A 16,591-nucleotide genomic window follows, 5' to 3' on the forward strand; every position below is an offset into this window, starting at 1 on the left:
CAGCCCTTGCGCCGCTATTGCGTCATTTCCGGAATGCGAAAGATCTGGCCGGGATAGATCAGGTCAGGATCCTTGATCAGATCGGCGTTGGCCTCGAACACCTCGACATAGAATATGCCCGCACCCAGATTTTCCTCGGCAATGGCCCAAAGAGTAGAACCGGGCTGTACTGTCCGAACGGCCACATCAAACCCGTCGCGCGAAGTCTCTTCGGCAAGCACGGCAGCGACCTCTTCAGCCTCTTCGCGCTTGAACGGGGTTTCGATGCGCGACACGACCTCGCCCTCGCTATCCACTTCGTCGATCCGCAGGGTATAAACGCCAGTATCCACATCAGGCAGGCCGATCTGCCAGTCGCCACCTTCGGTGACGGGTGAGGCGGTAACCGGCTGATTGTCCAGATAGACCTGCACGGCCCCGTCGCCGATTGCCCGACCTGACAATTGCACCTCGCCTGATGGGTCATAGGTGATGGCATCCAGTGCCACATTGGATTGCACAACCGGGGCAGCAGCGCTTGGGGCGGCCTGCACCACCTTGATGCCGTCTGCATCAGCTTGCAGGACAGTTGGTGGTAATGCTGCGGCGGTTGTGACCCGATCAGCAACCGTTGCCTCAAGCGATCCCGGCTCTGGCGTGCCATTCACCGCATCATCCTCTGCGGCTGCGATTGTGGCGGGTGTTTCCGTCCCGGGTGCCTCTGGTGCCGTCGGCGCATCGGCAACCAGCACCTCGGGTCCGGCGATGGGGGCCACGATATAGCTGGTTTCGGAGCTGATGGCCGCACCATCAGGATCAGCCAGCAAGGTCAGGGTCCGCGGCTGATCGGATGGGCCGGCTTGGGGCAACGCGACAAAACTGCCAGAGGCATCGGCTGTGACCCGTTCAATCGCCTCGCCTGACAATATGATGTCGACCACCTGCCCCGGCTCAGCCCGACCCGCGACGACCATGCTGCCGTCGGGTTCGACCCGAAAGGTGTCGAACATCGGCGCGGGCGGCGGCGGTGCAGGCGCCTCAGCCGTTTCAGTCGCATCCGACGGCGTGATGTCGACCGCAGGTGCGGGAGTAGCCTGTGTCACGCTCTCCCCGGGCTGCTCTTGCGGCAGAAAAACCAATACGGCAACAGCGATCACGACTGCCGCCAATGCCCCCAGGGCGATGCGCCCCGCAGTCGATTTCGTTTCCTCAGCCAAGGCCCGCCCCCTTCAATAAACCGCGATGCTTCGATGCCCAACACATCCGGTTGAGGCAGCATAGCAACCCCGCTATGACCGGTCAAAGCCAAGCGCGTCGTGAAAGGTGCCCCGATGATCAAATCTGTATGTGTTTACTGCGGTTCGCGCGATGGCAATAATCCAAGCTATGCCGCTGCGGCAGAAGCGGCGGGCCATATGCTGGCCCGTAACAACTGGCGGCTGGTCTACGGCGCGGGGGATGTTGGTCTGATGGGCCGGGTCGCCAATGCGGTGCAGGCCAAGGGCGGCGCAACCTTTGGGGTCATCCCCACCCATCTGCTTGATTGGGAAGTGGGCAAACGCGATCTGGACAGTTTTGTCGTGACCGAGACGATGCACGAACGCAAGAAAGTCATGTTCATGAACGCCGATTCGGTTGTGGTGCTGCCCGGCGGGGCCGGATCACTGGATGAGTTTTTCGAGGCGCTGACATGGCGGCAATTGGGGCTGCATGCCAAGCCCATTATTTTGCTGAATATCGATGGGTTCTGGGACCCGCTGAAGAACTTGTTGGATCACGTGGTGCGCAGCGGTTTTGCCGGTGATGACATTCTGTCTTTCGTGACAACCGTGCCCGATGTCGTGGCGCTCGAGGCAAAACTGACAGAGGTTCTATAACGCTTCCATCAACGCCGCATAGCGCGCGAGCGAAATGTTCGAACCACATGCAATAATCCCAACATGCCGCCCGGCCAGATCATCCCGCAGCGGGCCAAGGATCGCCGCCAGAGACGCGGCACAGGCCGGTTCCGCGGTGATCCGCAGATTGGTCTGATAATGCGCCATGGCATGCTGCATCTCGCTATCTTTAATACGCACCACGCGATCTACATGCGCCTTTGCGATCCCAAAGCTCATCGGCATGGCCAAGGGCGAGCCCAGACTGTCGGCAATCGTATCGACCTGCTCCAACCGTAAAGGCATGCCCGCCTCAAGGCTGCGATACATACTGTCCGCGCCAAACGGCTCCACGCCGATCACCTGTGCGATGGGGTTCGTTTGCTTGATGGCGCACGCCATGCCGCTGATCAGACCGCCACCGCCAACGGGAATAACGAACGTTTCTATATCTGGTGTTTGTGATTGATATTCCTGACCACAAGTTGCCGCTCCCAGGATCATATGCGCGGCCTCAAACGGGTGCATCATGATCCGGCCACCTTCCGCCGCTGCATTCATCGCCGTAAAGGCACCAGCCATGTCATCGTAAAGCTGCACTGTCGCGCCCAGCGCCTCGCATCCTGCAATCCGTTCCGGGTCGGTCGCGCGGGGCATGGTGATCAGCGCGTCGACTCCAACCTGTCGCGCCGCCCATGACACGGCCAAAGCATGGTTCCCGCCACTTGCCGCAACAACACCTGCAGCGCGCTGATCGTCGGTCAGGTTGCGGATACCCAGCAACGCACCCCGCGCCTTGAATGACCCGGTTTGCTGGAACAATTCCAGTTTCAGAGTGACACTGGCGCAATCAGGCAAGATCCGTTCCCACCGGCTGGCAGACAGCGGCAGGACGGGTGTTCGGACAATGGCATCCTCAAGTGCTGCGGCAGCGGCAGAAATCTCCGTCAGTGTCGGCCCGACCATGTCCATTCTCCACAACAAAAGGCCCGCGAGATGTCCCACGGGCCTTGTGCTTTGTCCACCACGGATGAATCAGGTCAGGCTGGCCTTCACGATCTTCTCGATCTCATCCAGCGGATGGTTGGTCAGCGTCTTGGGAATTTCGGCGGTCACCTTGTCACTGACCTCCTGATGCAACTGGCTGCGCAACTCGCCCAGGACCGACGGGGCAGCAACCAGAATGATTTCGTCAAAATTGCCTTTGTGGGCATGTCCATACAGCAGATCGGCCAGATCCGACGCAAACCGATCTTTGGCCAATTCGTGCCAATCGGTGTCATCCAGCGCGGATTTGTGGCCGGGTCCGCCATCATTCATGCGGCCGGGGCGATTGGCGGATTGTTCATAATCCGACGGATTGTCCTGCTCTTTTTTGCGCACAACAGTCAGATGAGGATTTTCGTGGTCGGTTTCGTTTTCGAGGAAAAGCGCCTTTTCACCATCGGCGACCAGAACCCAGGTCTTTGCCTTCAGCTTAGTCATCATCGGTGCCTTCGGTCGGCGCGATATCCTTGTGATCGCCCCGAACCATGCTGGCACCGGTGGCGCCATTGTGGAAATCCGCACTCTTGCCGTGGGCACCGGGCACGCGCGTGTTGGCACCTTCGGCGTCAATCACCTGTTCGGTTTCCTTGCTGGCATTTTTGGAACGTTCGCGGTCTGTCATCGGGTCGCCCTCCGTTTTGTTTTTCATTCAAGATATGAACCTGCAAACCGGCGTTCCGTTCCCAACAAAAAAAGGCCCGCCGCACCCTGCGACGGACCTTATCACACATTGGCGTCTAGGTCACATACGGGATGCGACGTTTTCCCAGTTCACCAGATTATCAAGGAAGTTGGTCAGGTAGGCAGGCCGCTTGTTGCGGAAATCGATGTAATAGGAATGTTCCCACACATCGCAGCCCAGCAGGGCGGTCTGGCCAAAGCAGACCGGGTTCACGCCGTTTTCGGTCTTGGTGACCTTCAGGCTGCCATCGCTGTCCTTGACCAGCCAGGCCCAGCCGGACCCGAATTGCCCGGCACCGGCGGCGCTGAAATCTTCCTTGAACTTGTCGACCGAACCAAAGCTTTCGGTGATCGCTTTTTCCAGTTCACCAGGCATGCCGTAATCGCCGGGGCCCATCATTTCCCAGAACTGATTATGGTTCCACAACTGGCTGATATTGTTGAAGATACCGTTCTGGGCGACGGCGTTCTTGTCATAGGTGCCGACAATAATCTCTTCAAGAGATTTGCCCTCCCACTCGGTGCCTTCAATCGCCTTGTTGCCATTGGTCACATAGGCGTTGTGGTGCAGATCGTGGTGATATTCGAGCGTTTCCTTGGACATGCCTTTGCTGGCAAGCGCGTCATGGGCATAGGGAAGATCGGGAAGTTCAAAAGCCATTTCTCATATCTTTCTGAGTTAAGGACGGGATGAAGTGATACATGTCACAATGCGACCTAAGGTCAAGGCCAGCAAGGAGCTAAACAGATGACACCAAAAGACGTTGTCAGCGCATTCTGGGATGCTATGGCAACAAATGATTTTGCGGCGGCAAGTCTGTGGCTGGCTCCGGATTTCCAAGGATTCTGGCCGCAATCGAAAGAACAAATCAAAGGTCGAAATGACTTTGCCGCCATCAACACCGCCTACCCGGCGGCCGGGCGCTGGCAGTTTGATGTACAGGCCATCGTGGCCGAAGGTGACACCGTGGTCACTGATGTGGCGATCACTGATGGCACCATCAACACCCGGGCGATCACGTTTCACACGGTAAAGGACGGATTGATCACCCATCAGCGCGAATACTGGCCAGACGATTATCCGGCCCCGCGTGGCGCGCACAATGGGTCACGGTGTCAGATTAGGTCATCAACGTCCGACAAAGTGTCCGACTGCCCCCGCCTTCGCGCTTTCCGTCAGCAGATCAAACGCATAATCGGCCACCGACCGGAAACAGATCACCGCGAATGTATCCTCATCCCGCATCCAGAAGGCGGCAGCCACCTGCCCCAGCCGCGTGCGCCGGAAATCACCCGGCCCGAACGTGTCGGGGTGCAGATCGACCGGCGCCAGCTTGGCCATCACCTCGCGGGCGAACGCACCTTCGACATGGATCAACCCGCGGGCATCCGATACGTTTTCCGCCAGATAGTGTTTGCCTTTCAACGCCTTATCGATGGCAACCACCGCATCGCCAACCTCTCCATAAGGCATAAGCAACAGCATTTCGTCGGGTGACATCCAGCACAGGCCCTTTTCACCATCGACATTTGCTTTGCCTTGTTCAGGAAAGCCCACTCCTGTCAGGGATTTGCAGACCGACCGCAGCCCCTTATCCGACAGATCGCCTCGCAGGGTGATCATACCGCGCAACCCGGCCTCGCGGACCGTTACTTCGCCGGGGGCCAGTTTGCCCTGCAATGCGCTGACAGCATCAGACATTCTGCTTCTCCCCGTCCTTGTCGTAAAACACCGGATCAACGATCTTGGCGGCGATGGTCGTGCCATCGACCTTGTTGAACGCGATCACCTCGCCCATGCGATCCGGACCATTGCGGACCAGCCCCATGGCGATACCGCGGTCGAGGTTGGCTGAATAATAGGTCGAGGTCACGCGCCCTTGCGTGTTCTTCTGCCCGTTCTCGTTGGTGCCGTCAGCAATTGCATAGGCCCCGTCAGGCAGGACAGAGCCATCAACCGTCTCAAGCCCCACCAGTTTCCAGCGGTTCGGATCGGCCATATGGCTGCGTTCATGGGCGCGCTTGCCCAGATAATCCTCTTTCTTCTTCGACAGCGCCCATTCAAGGTTCAGATCCTGCGGGATGACGGTGCCATCGGTCTCGTCCCCGATCATGATGAACCCCTTCTCGGCGCGCAGGATATGCAGGCATTCGGTGCCATAGGGCATCACGCCAAATTCTTCGCCCGCGGCCATCAGCGCATCCCAGAACGCCTGCCCTTGCCCGGCTGGCACGGCGATCTCATAACTCAGCTCGCCCGAGAACGAGATGCGGAAGACCCGCGCGTCGAAATCCCCGATCTTGCCTTCGGCCCATTGCATGAACGGCAGCGCCTCGGCCGATACATCCATGCCCTCCAGCTTGCGCAGCACCTTGCGGGCATTCGGGCCCACAACCGCGATCTGCGCGTATTGCTCGGTCACATTGGCGACATAGACCTTCCAGTCCCACCATTCGCATTGCAGCCAGTCTTCCATATGGGCGTGGATACGCTCTGCCCCGCCGGTGGTGGTGTGGCAAAGCCACGTATCCTCGGCCATGCGCACCACGACACCGTCATCCATCAAGAACCCGTTTTCGGAACACATCAGACCATAGCGGCATTTGCCAACGGGCAGCGTGGACATCACGTTGGTATACATCATGTCGAGGAACTTGCCCGCATCCGGCCCCTTCACGATCAGCTTGCCAAGGGTCGACGCATCCAACAGGCCAAGGTTTTCGCGGGTATTCTTCACCTCGCGATTGACCGCCTCTTCCACACTTTCGCCCGGGCGCAGATATGCATAAGGCCTGCGCCACTGTCCAACTGGTTCATTATCCGCCCCGTTAGTGTTGTGCCAATCCGACATCGGCGTCTTGCGCACTGGCTGAAAGATCGGACCACGTGCGGCACCCGCAATCGCCCCCATCGAAATCGGCGTATAGGGCGGGCGGAATGTCGTCGTGCCTACATCCGGGATATCAGCGTTCAGCGATTTGGACAGTACCGCCAAACCGTTGATATTGCTCAACTTGCCCTGATCGGTCGCCATGCCCAGCGTGGTATAGCGCTTGGCATGTTCGACGCTCTCGAACCCTTCCTGCGCGGCCAGTTGAACGTCGGACACCTTCACATCGTTCTGAAAATCCAGCCATGCCTTGGCCCGCAGTGCCTGACCAGCCCCTTGCGGCATCAGCCAGACCGGCGAAATCGGCCCTTCTTCTAGGTCGTGACCCAGCGGGGCCTGTCCTCCCTTCTTCATATGACCTGCCGCCTTGGCCGCGGCCCGCCCGGCGGCCCAGCCATCACCCACAACCTCGGCCGTGAACAGATGCCCATTGGCGATACCGGCAGTCGCAACAAACGGCTGCCCCTTTTCACCGGTCGGCGCACGTTCGGGATCAGGGCGGAACATCACCTGATCTGCGTCCCAGATCAGCTTGCCCCCGCAATGGGACAACAGATGCACAACGGGAGACCAGCCACCGGACATCGCGACGCAATCGCACGCGATTTCTTCCAGCACCGCACCTTCACCGGCCTGCGTACAGATACCGACACCGGTCACGCGCTTGCCACCCTTGACCGAGGCGATCCCCTTACCGAGTTCCACACGAATACCCAGTTCGCGGGCCTGATCGATCAGCGGACCAGCGGCCTGCGCACGGGCATCGACCACGGCAGGTACATCCAGCCCCGCCTGCTTGAGCATGATCGCCGTGCGATAGGCATCATCATTATTGGTGACAACCACGGTCCGGTCACCAATCGACACCCCGTAATTCACCACATAATCGCGCACGGCAGAGGCCAGAAGAACACCGGGAATATCATTACCGGCGAACGACAAAGGACGCTCAATCGCCCCGGTCGCGGTCACGATCTGTTTCGCCCGGATGCGCCACAACCGGTGGCGCGGTCCGTCCATGTCGGGGGCATGATCGGTCAGCCGCTCATAGGCCAGCGCATAACCATGGTCATACACCCCCGCCCCCATGCAACGGGCACGGATATCAACATTTTCCATCTCTTCAAGGGCTTGGACGGTGAATTTGATCCATTCCGCCGCAGGCTGGCCATCAATCTCGGGGCTGTCCACAGCGGCCCGACCACCCCAATGGGCGGTCTGTTCAACCAACAGAACACGGGCACCGCGTTCACCTGCCGCCTGCGCTGCGGCAAGCCCGGCAATACCGCCACCCACCACCAGAACATCAACATGCACGTTGAAATGCTCATAGGTATCCGCATCGCGGTCCTTGGGGGCCTTGCCTAGCCCGGCGGACTGGCGAATGAACGGCTCGTAGACATGTTTCCAAAACGGGCGCGGATACATGAACATCTTGTAATAGAACCCTGCCGGCAGGAACCGGGACAGTGCCGTATTAATCGCGCCGACATCGAATTCCAGGCTGGGCCAGTGGTTTTGCGACGTAGCGGTCAGCCCGTCGAACAATTCGGTCGTGGTGATGCGCTGGTTCGGCTCGAACGTGCCGCCCTTGCCCATGTTGACCAGACCGTTGGGTTCTTCGGCCCCGCTGGCCACAACGCCGCGAGGTCGATGATACTTGAACGACCGGCCAACCAGCATCTGGTCATTGGCCAGCAAGGCCGAAGCGAGCGTATCACCTTCAAACCCCTGCAAGTGCTTGCCATTAAATGTAAACGATACGGCCTTGTTTTTGTTCACCAAACGGCCCTGATCTGCCAGACGGGTACTCATGAATAATTCCCCCAGGTCCAACCGGGCCGTTTGGCGCTGATGGCATCCTTGATATCCTGCGGCGGTTCGGTGGTCTGGGCGCTGTAGGTGCCGAACACCTCAAGCGTATTGGTGCAGCGGGCCGCCAGAAACCACTTGCCGCAGCCGTAAACATGCCGCCAGCGTTCGAAATGCACACCCTTGGGGTTTTCACGCATGAACAGATAATCCTCGAACTGCGCGTCCGATGATCCGGGGCCGTGGCGCTTCAGATGCGCCTCGCCTCCGGCGTACAGATCGGTTTCATCCGCGTCGACGCCGCAATAGGGGCAATGCAGGATCAGCATGGGCAGACCTTTGTTCTGGGGGTATTTCCACCGCGCACGACAAAGGCGGACGCATTGCTGCGCCCGCCTTCTGAGTGGCCAAAGTGAGTGGCTTTATTCTGTGCCGGGAACGGCAGGTGCAACCGGTGCAGCTTCTTCAAGCACAGGTGCTGTCTCAGTCGCGCCAACTGCAGCCGGATCGGTTGTCGTTTCGACAGAACCGCCCGCAAAAAGCGCATAAAGCAGGACCAGCACGACAATGACTGCGGCAACGATGAAACCGATGCCGCCTGTGCTGCTGGTCTTCGATTGTGTGTAGTCAACCATGGTGGATCCTCCATTTCTGGTGATCCCATAAAGACACATATGCCAAAAATAGAAACATGGGCGGAATTCCCCCGTTCATTTCGGCCATTCATGGCCAAATCCGCCGATTGCCATGGGCTAACCTTTGCCGGGGTCGATTTCACAAAATGCATTGTTATTTTGGGGCCATGGAACTGTTGTTGATCATCGCAGGGGGTATCCTGTCGACCGCCATCATCTTTATGATGATCGAATGGGCACGTGGTGATGTTATGAGTGACGATGAATTCGATCACTTTGACCATCCCCGCTATGACGATCCCATGGGTCGGGACGCCAAGGACTGAGGTCCATTCAGGCCGCCAAAGCGCCAAACCAGAAATCTCTGCCGATTGGGGTGCCATCAATGCGCCACCCCGGCGGCCACGCTTTCGTCGATGAATTTTCCTTCCCGGAACCGGAACATGCTGAATTCGTCCGTCAGCGGCGACTCACCCTTAGCCATCAGCTCGGCCATCGCCCAGCCTGATCCGGGGATCGCCTTGAACCCGCCAGTGCCCCAGCCGCAATTGACGAACACACCCTGAACCGGGGTTTTCGACAGGATCGGGGACCGGTCGCCGGTCACATCAACGATCCCGCCCCATTGCCGCAGCATCTTGAGCCGGGAAATCATTGGGAACGTCTCGACCAGAGCACGCACAGTTTCCTCGATATGATGAAACGACCCGCGCTGGGTGTAGTTGTTATAGCCGTCTGTACCACCACCGATCACCATCTCGCCCTTGTCGGATTGGGACATGTAGCCATGCACGGTATTGGCCATCACCACTACATCCATACAAGGTTTGATCGGCTCTGACACCAACGCCTGCAAGGCTACGCTTTCGATCGGTAGCCGGAAACCGGCCATCCTGGCCAGAACCCCGGAATGGCCCGCAACCACCATCCCCAGCTTGTCGCAATCAATCGGCCCTTTGGACGTATCCACGCCCACGATCTTGCCGCCCTCCTGCCGGACGGCGGTCACCTCACACTGTTGGATCACATCCATGCCCATATCGGAGCAGGCACGGGCATAACCCCAAGCCACCGCATCATGGCGGGCGGTCCCGCCCCGTTCCTGCCAAAGCCCGCCAAGGACGGGATAACGCGGCCCGTCGATATTCATGATCGGGCACAGCTCCTTGACGCGATCCGGGCCGATCCATTCGGTCTTGACCCCTTGCAACGCGTTCGCCTGCGCGGTGCGCTGGTAGCCGCGCACCTCGTGCTGGGTCTGGGCCAGCATGATCACCCCGCGCGGACTGAACATGATGTTGTAATTCAGGTCCTGGCTGAGGGTCTCGTACAGGCTACGGGACTTCTCATAGATCGCCGCCGAGGGGTCCTGCAGATAGTTGGAGCGGATAATGGTGGTGTTCCGGCCTGTGTTGCCCCCGCCCAGCCAACCCTTTTCAAGGATCGCCACATTGGTGATCCCGAAATTCTTACCCAGATAATGGGCTGTTGCCAGCCCATGCCCGCCAGCGCCCACGATGATCACATCGTATTTCTTCTTCGGTTCGCGCTTGGCCCAGGTCCGTTCCCACCCGGTGTGGTGGCGCAGCGCCTCGCGGGCGATGGCAAAGGCGGAATAACGTTTCATGCGCGAATCCCTGAATGGTCTGGCCGGCTGCCCCGTTTTTGAACCCATAGGCCGGGAACGTGGATACTGCCAGCGGCGTCTGCCCCTCGTTTTACGACATGGACTAGCGGGATGAAAACGCTATTGCGTCGCAGGGGGTTTTCACACCACCCCCGCATGGTTATGTCACTTTGACGCTTCACTTCGGGACCCTCATGATTTTCTGGCTTGTCTGTGCTGTTCTGACCCTTGGGGTTGCCACGATTGTGGTCGGCCCCCTGTTGCGGCAGACAAGGCTGTCTGAGGATAATCCCGATATCGCCATCTATCGCGCCCAGTTGGACGAGATTGATCGCGACGTCGCCCGCGACCTGCTTGCCGCCGATGAGGCTGAACGCGCCCGCACCGAAGTGGCCCGCCGGTTGCTGGCCGCCAACAAGGCGGCGGTCGCCCCTACCGGCAAGGCCCGCCCTGCCCGTGCGCTTTCCCTGATTTTAGCCGTTATCGTCGCAGGCCTGAGCTTTGGGATTTACTTGCAGCTGGGCGTCCCCGGTTACGGGGATTTGCCTTTGCAGGCCCGGCTGGAGGCAAGTGCAGAAATGCGGGCCAACCGCCCCGCGCAGGCCGCGTTAGAGGCTGCCGCCCCGGCCCCGCCCCCCTTGGACGCACCAGAGGACTATCTGACGGCCATCGAACAACTTCGCGTTATTGCCCCAACCCGCCCCGATGACCTGCAAGCCTGGGAGTTGCTGGCGTTTCACGAGGCGGAATTGCGCAACTACGCGGACGCGGCAGTCGCACAGCGCAAGGTGATTGAGTTGAAAGGCGCGGATGCCACACTGGATGACAGCCGCCGTTTGCTGGACCTGATGGTTGTCGCTGCCGGTGGGTTTGTGTCGCCAGAGGCCGAGGTGCTCATCCGCGATATGCTGGGCCGCGACGAGGGTAATATCGCGGCCCGCTATTATCTGGGCGCGCTTTACAACCAGACGGATCGCCCTGATTTCGCTTACCGTATCTGGCGCGAGATCGTGGAAAACGGCGATGCCCGGCAGTTTCACGTGGCCTCTGCCCGCGCCCAGATCGAGGATGCAGCATTTCGCGCAGGCGTCGAATATGCGCTGCCAGAGGAACGGGGCCCGTCCTTTGAAGACATGGATGCCGCATCCGAGATGTCGCCCGAAGACCGCGCGGCCATGATCGGGGGCATGGTGGCTGGCCTTGCCAACAGGCTGGCGACCGAGGGCGGCCCGGCAGAAGATTGGGCACGGTTGATCCGGGCCTATGGCGTACTGGGTGATCAGGACGCCGCCCGCACAGTCTGGAACGAAGCCCAGCAGGTCTTTGTCAGCAGTATGCGCGGCATGGAAATACTGACCAATGCCGCGCGCGATGCGGGCGTGCTGGAATGATCTGCGACACGGCCGAGGATTTTGCGGCACAGCTTCCTGATTCCGGGGCGATCGCTGGGCTCGATCTGGGGACCATCACCATCGGCGTGGCCGTGTCTGACGGCATGCGGTCGATTGCAACGCCGCTGACCACCATCAAACGCAAGAAATTTGGGCTGGATGCGGCCGCCCTGCTGGAATTGACAACGGCCCGGTTGATCAAAGGATTGGTGCTGGGATTGCCGATGAATATGGATGGGTCCGAAGGGCCGCGCTGCCAGGCGACCCGGGCCTTTGCCCGCAATCTGGAGAAACTGACGCCACTGCCCATCACCTTTTGGGATGAACGTTTGTCGACCGTGGCCGCCGAACGCGCCCTGCTTGAGGCGGATACGTCGCGAAAACGTCGCGGAGAGGTCATTGATCATGTGGCGGCAGGGTATATCCTACAAGGCATGCTGGACCGTCTGGCGCATATGAAGGGCACATTGTGACAAAACCAGAAAACACAGATCACATCTGGGCACGCGCCGAGATTGAAAGCCCTTGCATCAAGGTTTGCGTGGTTCATCCGGAAAGCCGACTATGCACCGGCTGCCTGCGCAGCATTGATGAAATCGGCGCATGGTCACGGATGACGCCAGAGGCGCGACAGGCGGTCATGGCCGAACTGCCGGGTCGGGCGGGCAAGATCACCAAGCGGCGCGGCGGACGCGCGGCACGGCTGAAATAGCCGCGCGGCGCGGGTCGCACCGACACGCATCACCAACTCAGTTTGAACGGCGCTTTCGGCCATCCATAGGCAATGCAGCGCTCAGCGCTTATTGATCGTCTGGGAAAGACCACCGCAAGTCGTCATGATGACGACAGATATCGCGGAGGTTGAATGATGACATCTGCAGCGCCTACTGATTTGGGTCACTTTGACCGGCGGACGCTTATCGTCTTTTTGAGTATTGATCTGGCCTTGATCGCCATCAGCATCAGTTTCGGGCTGATGATTGTGATGGACCGTGTGACAGTCTGGCCCGATCTGTTCAACGTCGCCCGCGATTGGAGCCTGGGTGAGATGTTCAACTATCTCAAATGGCTGCTGCTGATCGCCATATTATTCCGATCCTATCTGCAGGACAGATTGCTGTTGCTGTTGATGATGTGCCTGTTTTTGTTGCTGGTGCTGGGCGACGATATGCTGCTGCTACACGAGCGCGGTGGGCCCATCTTGGTCATATGGACAAGCCTGCACAAAACGATCGGCCCCGTGGCGTTTCAGATTGGCGAACTGGCAATCTGGGCACTGTTGGGGGCCGTGGGCGCCGTGTTTCTTTACATCGGCTGGCGGGCTGCTGACCAGAGCCTGCGGCGCAAAGTCAAACCAATGGCGTGGCTTTTTGGTGGGGTGATTTTCTGCGCTGTTGTGCTGGATGTCTTGCATGGGCTGATGCCGGACAACACCGTGCTTGGCGGGGTTTTCCTGATCCTCGAGGATGGGGGCGAGATGCTGTTTATCAGCGCCATGCTCAGCTATGCGGTCGGGACGTTTGGCAAGGTGGCAAGTCACGTGCCCGCCTATCGCAACGCCTGAAACTCTTTACGTTTTTGGGAACACAAAACACCGGTCCCGTCGGAACATGATCCACAGTGGAGTGCCCGGTGTCGGCAGAAAGACGGTCGGCACCGTAGCGCGCAGGATCGACCCATCAAAATCCATCTTGAACTCGACCAGGCTGAGCGCGCCCATGAACCGCGATCGCTGGACGATGCCGCGTGCGGGCGTGCCGTCTTGCGGCGTCGGGTTTGGCCCACGCCCCTGCCGGTCAAAGTCAATTTTCAAATGTTGGGGACGGATGACGATATCAACCTCGGTCCCATCCGGCACGCCGGGGGCAAGGAACTGACCAAAAGGCGTGTCGGTCAAAGCGCCTTCAACTTTACCATTGATCACATTGATATCGCTAAAGAAAGCTGCTGATTTCAGATCCTTGGGTGCATTATAGATATTGTACGGCGCACCGCGCTGCACGATCCGGCCATCGCGCATCAGCGCGATTTCATCGGCCATGCGCATCGCCTCGCCCGGCTCATGGGTCACCAGCAGAACCGCCGTACCTTCGCTCTTGAGGATCTCCAGCGTCTCATCCCGAATATCGTCGCGCAGCCGGTCATCAAGGCCGGAAAACGGCTCATCCATCAGCATGATACGCGGCTTGGGGGCGAGCGCCCGCGCCAACGCCACCCGCTGCTGTTCACCCCCTGACAGTTCATGCGGATATTCATCGATGAACCGGGCCATCCCCACCTTGTCCAGCAAGGACTTGACCCGCGCCGCACTGTCACGCTTCTTTAGCCCGAACGCCACGTTCTGCCCCACCGTTAGATGCGGAAACAAGGCAAAATCCTGAAACATCAATCCGATTGATCGCCCTTCTGGCGGCACCCGGTAGATCGTGTCGCAGACCAATTCACCATCGACATGAATCGTGCCGGTATTCTGCATTTCAACCCCGGCGATGATCCGCAATGTCGTGGACTTGCCACAACCCGATGGCCCAAGCAGGCAGGTCACCTGACCGGGCATGACCGTCAGGCTCACATCATCCACCACCCGGCGCCCGCCGAAATCCTTGACGATATTTCTGATTTCGAGGCGGGGGGTTTGCATGAAGGGAAAACGATGCCTGACTGAAACAATTGGGTATAGCGCACCTAACAACTGCGGCGCTTATGGGCAAGGTCAGGTCAGATGAAAAGGCGCATCCGCCACGATCCGACCATTGACCTGCAGATGCAGATGGTGAGCACCGGGATGCAGGGTAAAGGTGGTCGCGTCATCCTTGAACCGATGGGTCTTGCGCAGGGTAACAGACTTGTCGGCTTTGGCCTCCAACACCTTCATCTTGAATACTTTTGGCGCAGTCTTGCCATTCGATTTCACGAAATCAACGATGTAATCGACGATCATAGGGGCATCCTGCCGCGTGGTCAGCGTGACGCTGATCTCAGCGGTTTCGCCCCGCACAACCGTGTTCGGCGTGATGCTGAACTGCGACACATCAACCGCGATATCGGGACGATACCCAAGATGCACCATGGCCCCACTATGTCCGGCTTTGATCAGGCCGCGCAGTGCGTGGCGGCGCATCCAGTCCAGCTCCTTGCCTGCCTGCTTCCCGGTCTTTTGCCATGCCGACAGGCGGGCGATTACGGCATCAGGATCAAACTTTGTGATATCATTCAGATGATTGGCCACCGACCGGGTGACAAACCGCGTCGGGTCACCATGAAGCCGGTCCAGCAGCGGCAGCGTATCCGCAGGTGTCAGCCCCACATTCTGCCCCCATGGCAACCGTGGCCGGGTGCCTTCGCTGACCAGCCGCCGCACATGGTAGTGATCATGGGTGATCCAGTCCTGCATCCGTTCCAACGTCGCCGCCTGATGATGGTTGAGGAAGGCCCGGATCGAGAACTCCATTGAAAACCGCTGCGTGATCTGCTCCAGCAGATCAAGGCTGCGGTCTAGATGACCCAGCAGCCCGTGGTTTTCCACATAGACGCCCAGCGGTGCGTAGATGAAATGGCCGAAATCATCGTCGCGCAGCGTCGGGTCGAGCGGTGGCGGCAGTGCGCTCTGGATCGCGTCTGCCGCAGCGTCGAAATCCCCCGGCAGATAGCGCGCCAACACATCCGCGATCAGGTTGATCCGCGCCTTCAACTCCAACGGCGGCATGTCAGCCATGACATCGGCCACGAAAGGGGCAGCCATAAACACGCCTGCATCCTCAAAATGCTGGCCAAGCCGCCCTACCGTATCTGCGTTGAACAGATCATCCTTGAGGCTGAATTTCTCGGCCATCAGATCGTGGCGTTGATGGCACCACCATCCAGCACGATGTTCTGCCCCACGATGAACCCGGCATGCTGCGAACACAAGAACGCGCACATCGCCCCGAATTCCTCCGGCGTGCCATAGCGGCGGGCGGGGATCGTCGCCTCGCGCTGTGCCTTGGCGGCGGCCATATCAATGTCCTGCGCCTTGGCCACACCAGCATCCAAACTATCGGCCCGATCAGTGGCGTGAATGCCGGGCAGCATGTTGTTGATGATCACCCCATGCTGGGCGACCTGCCGCGAGGTTCCGGCCACAAAACCGGTCAGGCCTGCGCGGGCGGAATTGGAAAGCCCCAGCTGCGGAACGGGCGCCTTGACCGAGCCAGAGGTGATGTTGACCACCCTGCCCCAGCCACGATCAATCATGCCCGGCATCAAGGCCGTCATCAGCGCGATCGGGGCCAGCATGTTGGCGTCCAAGGCGGCGATGTAATCATCGCGGTCCCAGTCCGACCACACACCAGGGGGCGGCCCGCCTGCATTATTGACCAGGATATCAACACCTTCTGCAGCGGCCAGCAATTCGGCTCGCCCTGCATCGGTTGCGACATCTGCCGCAACGGTCACCACATCAACGCCATGTGCGGACCGTATCTGATCGGCGGTCGCATTCAGCGCCTCGGCCCCGCGGGCATTCAAAACAAGACTGACCCCAGCCTCTGCCAATGCTTCGGCGCAGCCCCGCCCCAGCCCTTTTGACGATGCACAAACCAGTGCGCGTTTTCCCTTGATGCCCAGATCCATGGCACAGCCTCCCCTTTTGGTCATAATTTCACCTAACATC

The 16,591-nt window shown here is 59.3% G+C and carries 19 protein-coding genes and 1 pseudogene; 7 read left to right on the forward strand and 13 right to left on the reverse strand.

Translation table 11 applies throughout. The features are described from left to right. Nucleotides 1–14 precede the first annotated feature (14 nt). On the reverse strand, nucleotides 15–1,196 hold the full coding sequence (locus ACFWW4_RS05370; RefSeq protein ID WP_411889907.1) for a LysM peptidoglycan-binding domain-containing protein: 1,182 nt from the start codon (nucleotides 1,194–1,196) through the stop codon (nucleotides 15–17). A 114-nt stretch (nucleotides 1,197–1,310) separates the two neighbouring features. Between ACFWW4_RS05370 and ACFWW4_RS05375 the strand changes: the two genes are divergently transcribed. Beyond that, nucleotides 1,311–1,856, forward strand: coding sequence for a TIGR00730 family Rossman fold protein (locus tag ACFWW4_RS05375; protein WP_411889908.1), 546 nt, complete (start codon nucleotides 1,311–1,313; stop codon nucleotides 1,854–1,856). Here ACFWW4_RS05375 and ACFWW4_RS05380 read toward each other — a convergent pair. From ACFWW4_RS05380 to ACFWW4_RS05395, 4 genes are all read right to left on the reverse strand, one after another. Further along, nucleotides 1,851–2,822: a threonine/serine dehydratase gene (locus tag ACFWW4_RS05380; protein WP_411889909.1), complete on the reverse strand. Its 972-nt coding sequence runs from the start codon at nucleotides 2,820–2,822 to the stop codon at nucleotides 1,851–1,853. The genes ACFWW4_RS05375 and ACFWW4_RS05380 overlap by 6 nt on opposite strands. A 69-nt stretch (nucleotides 2,823–2,891) precedes the next feature. Then, nucleotides 2,892–3,341 (reverse strand): host attachment family protein, encoded by a 450-nt coding sequence (locus tag ACFWW4_RS05385; protein ID WP_411889910.1) that lies wholly within the window; start codon nucleotides 3,339–3,341, stop codon nucleotides 2,892–2,894. Continuing rightward, entirely contained in the window at nucleotides 3,334–3,552 is a 219-nt protein-coding gene (locus ACFWW4_RS05390) for a hypothetical protein (protein WP_411889911.1), read from the reverse strand. The genes ACFWW4_RS05385 and ACFWW4_RS05390 overlap by 8 nt, the downstream gene beginning before the upstream one ends. A 93-nt stretch (nucleotides 3,553–3,645) precedes the next feature. Beyond that, a complete protein-coding gene (locus tag ACFWW4_RS05395) occupies nucleotides 3,646–4,245 on the reverse strand; it encodes a superoxide dismutase (RefSeq protein ID WP_411889912.1) in 600 nt (199 codons plus the stop codon). A 126-nt stretch (nucleotides 4,246–4,371) separates the two neighbouring features. On the opposite strand from ACFWW4_RS05395, the pseudogene ACFWW4_RS05400 reads away from it, so the two are divergent. Continuing rightward, nucleotides 4,372–4,578: pseudogene (locus tag ACFWW4_RS05400) on the forward strand (nuclear transport factor 2 family protein); the annotation flags it as partial. 135 nt (nucleotides 4,579–4,713) lie between these two features. Here the strand turns inward: ACFWW4_RS05400 and ACFWW4_RS05405 are convergent. The 4 genes from ACFWW4_RS05405 to ACFWW4_RS05420 form a co-directional block, all read right to left on the reverse strand. Further along, nucleotides 4,714–5,286 (reverse strand): sarcosine oxidase subunit gamma, encoded by a 573-nt coding sequence (locus ACFWW4_RS05405; protein ID WP_411889913.1) that lies wholly within the window; start codon nucleotides 5,284–5,286, stop codon nucleotides 4,714–4,716. Continuing rightward, complete coding sequence (locus ACFWW4_RS05410) at nucleotides 5,279–8,290, reverse strand: sarcosine oxidase subunit alpha family protein (protein WP_411889914.1); 3,012 nt, start codon at nucleotides 8,288–8,290, stop codon at nucleotides 5,279–5,281. The genes ACFWW4_RS05405 and ACFWW4_RS05410 overlap by 8 nt, the downstream gene beginning before the upstream one ends. Next, the gene (locus ACFWW4_RS05415; RefSeq protein WP_411889915.1) at nucleotides 8,287–8,616 is read right to left on the reverse strand and encodes a sarcosine oxidase subunit delta; all 330 of its coding nucleotides are present in this window, start codon (nucleotides 8,614–8,616) and stop codon (nucleotides 8,287–8,289) included. The genes ACFWW4_RS05410 and ACFWW4_RS05415 overlap by 4 nt, the downstream gene beginning before the upstream one ends. Before the next feature lie 93 nt (nucleotides 8,617–8,709). After that, nucleotides 8,710–8,922 (reverse strand): hypothetical protein, encoded by a 213-nt coding sequence (locus tag ACFWW4_RS05420; RefSeq protein ID WP_411889916.1) that lies wholly within the window; start codon nucleotides 8,920–8,922, stop codon nucleotides 8,710–8,712. Nucleotides 8,923–9,089: 167 nt separating this feature from the next. On the opposite strand from ACFWW4_RS05420, the gene ACFWW4_RS05425 reads away from it, so the two are divergent. Next, entirely contained in the window at nucleotides 9,090–9,248 is a 159-nt protein-coding gene (locus ACFWW4_RS05425) for a hypothetical protein (protein WP_393926449.1), read from the forward strand. Between the two features lie 56 nt (nucleotides 9,249–9,304). Here the strand turns inward: ACFWW4_RS05425 and ACFWW4_RS05430 are convergent, their stop codons facing one another. Further along, a complete protein-coding gene (locus ACFWW4_RS05430; RefSeq protein WP_411889917.1) occupies nucleotides 9,305–10,549 on the reverse strand; it encodes a sarcosine oxidase subunit beta family protein in 1,245 nt (414 codons plus the stop codon). 194 nt (nucleotides 10,550–10,743) lie between these two features. Here ACFWW4_RS05430 and ccmI point away from each other — a divergent pair, with 194 nt between their 5' ends. The 4 genes from ccmI (at nucleotide 10,744) to ACFWW4_RS05450 (ending at nucleotide 13,504) form a co-directional block, all read left to right on the forward strand. Next, entirely contained in the window at nucleotides 10,744–11,940 is a 1,197-nt protein-coding gene (ccmI, locus tag ACFWW4_RS05435; RefSeq protein WP_411889918.1) for a c-type cytochrome biogenesis protein CcmI, read from the forward strand. Next, complete coding sequence (ruvX, locus tag ACFWW4_RS05440; RefSeq protein WP_411889919.1) at nucleotides 11,937–12,413, forward strand: Holliday junction resolvase RuvX; 477 nt, start codon at nucleotides 11,937–11,939, stop codon at nucleotides 12,411–12,413. The genes ccmI and ruvX overlap by 4 nt, the downstream gene beginning before the upstream one ends. Next, on the forward strand, nucleotides 12,410–12,652 hold the full coding sequence (locus ACFWW4_RS05445; protein WP_393926456.1) for a DUF1289 domain-containing protein: 243 nt from the start codon (nucleotides 12,410–12,412) through the stop codon (nucleotides 12,650–12,652). The genes ruvX and ACFWW4_RS05445 overlap by 4 nt, the downstream gene beginning before the upstream one ends. Nucleotides 12,653–12,805: 153 nt before the next feature. Next, on the forward strand, nucleotides 12,806–13,504 hold the full coding sequence (locus ACFWW4_RS05450) for a hypothetical protein (RefSeq protein ID WP_411889920.1): 699 nt from the start codon (nucleotides 12,806–12,808) through the stop codon (nucleotides 13,502–13,504). A gap of 6 nt (nucleotides 13,505–13,510) precedes the next feature. Here ACFWW4_RS05450 and ACFWW4_RS05455 read toward each other — a convergent pair whose 3' ends face one another. From ACFWW4_RS05455 to ACFWW4_RS05465, 3 genes are all read right to left on the reverse strand, one after another. Further along, nucleotides 13,511–14,581: an ABC transporter ATP-binding protein gene (locus ACFWW4_RS05455; RefSeq protein WP_393926459.1), complete on the reverse strand. Its 1,071-nt coding sequence runs from the start codon at nucleotides 14,579–14,581 to the stop codon at nucleotides 13,511–13,513. Between the two features lie 72 nt (nucleotides 14,582–14,653). Beyond that, entirely contained in the window at nucleotides 14,654–15,772 is a 1,119-nt protein-coding gene (locus ACFWW4_RS05460; protein WP_411889921.1) for a DNA alkylation repair protein, read from the reverse strand. Then, nucleotides 15,772–16,551 (reverse strand): SDR family oxidoreductase, encoded by a 780-nt coding sequence (locus ACFWW4_RS05465; RefSeq protein ID WP_411890005.1) that lies wholly within the window; start codon nucleotides 16,549–16,551, stop codon nucleotides 15,772–15,774. Before ACFWW4_RS05465 ends, ACFWW4_RS05460 begins: the two co-directional genes overlap by 1 nt. Nucleotides 16,552–16,591: the final 40 nt, after the last annotated feature.

It is taken from the genome of Yoonia sp. SDW83-1, from assembly GCF_046762885.1.
Taxonomy (GTDB): domain Bacteria; phylum Pseudomonadota; class Alphaproteobacteria; order Rhodobacterales; family Rhodobacteraceae; genus Yoonia.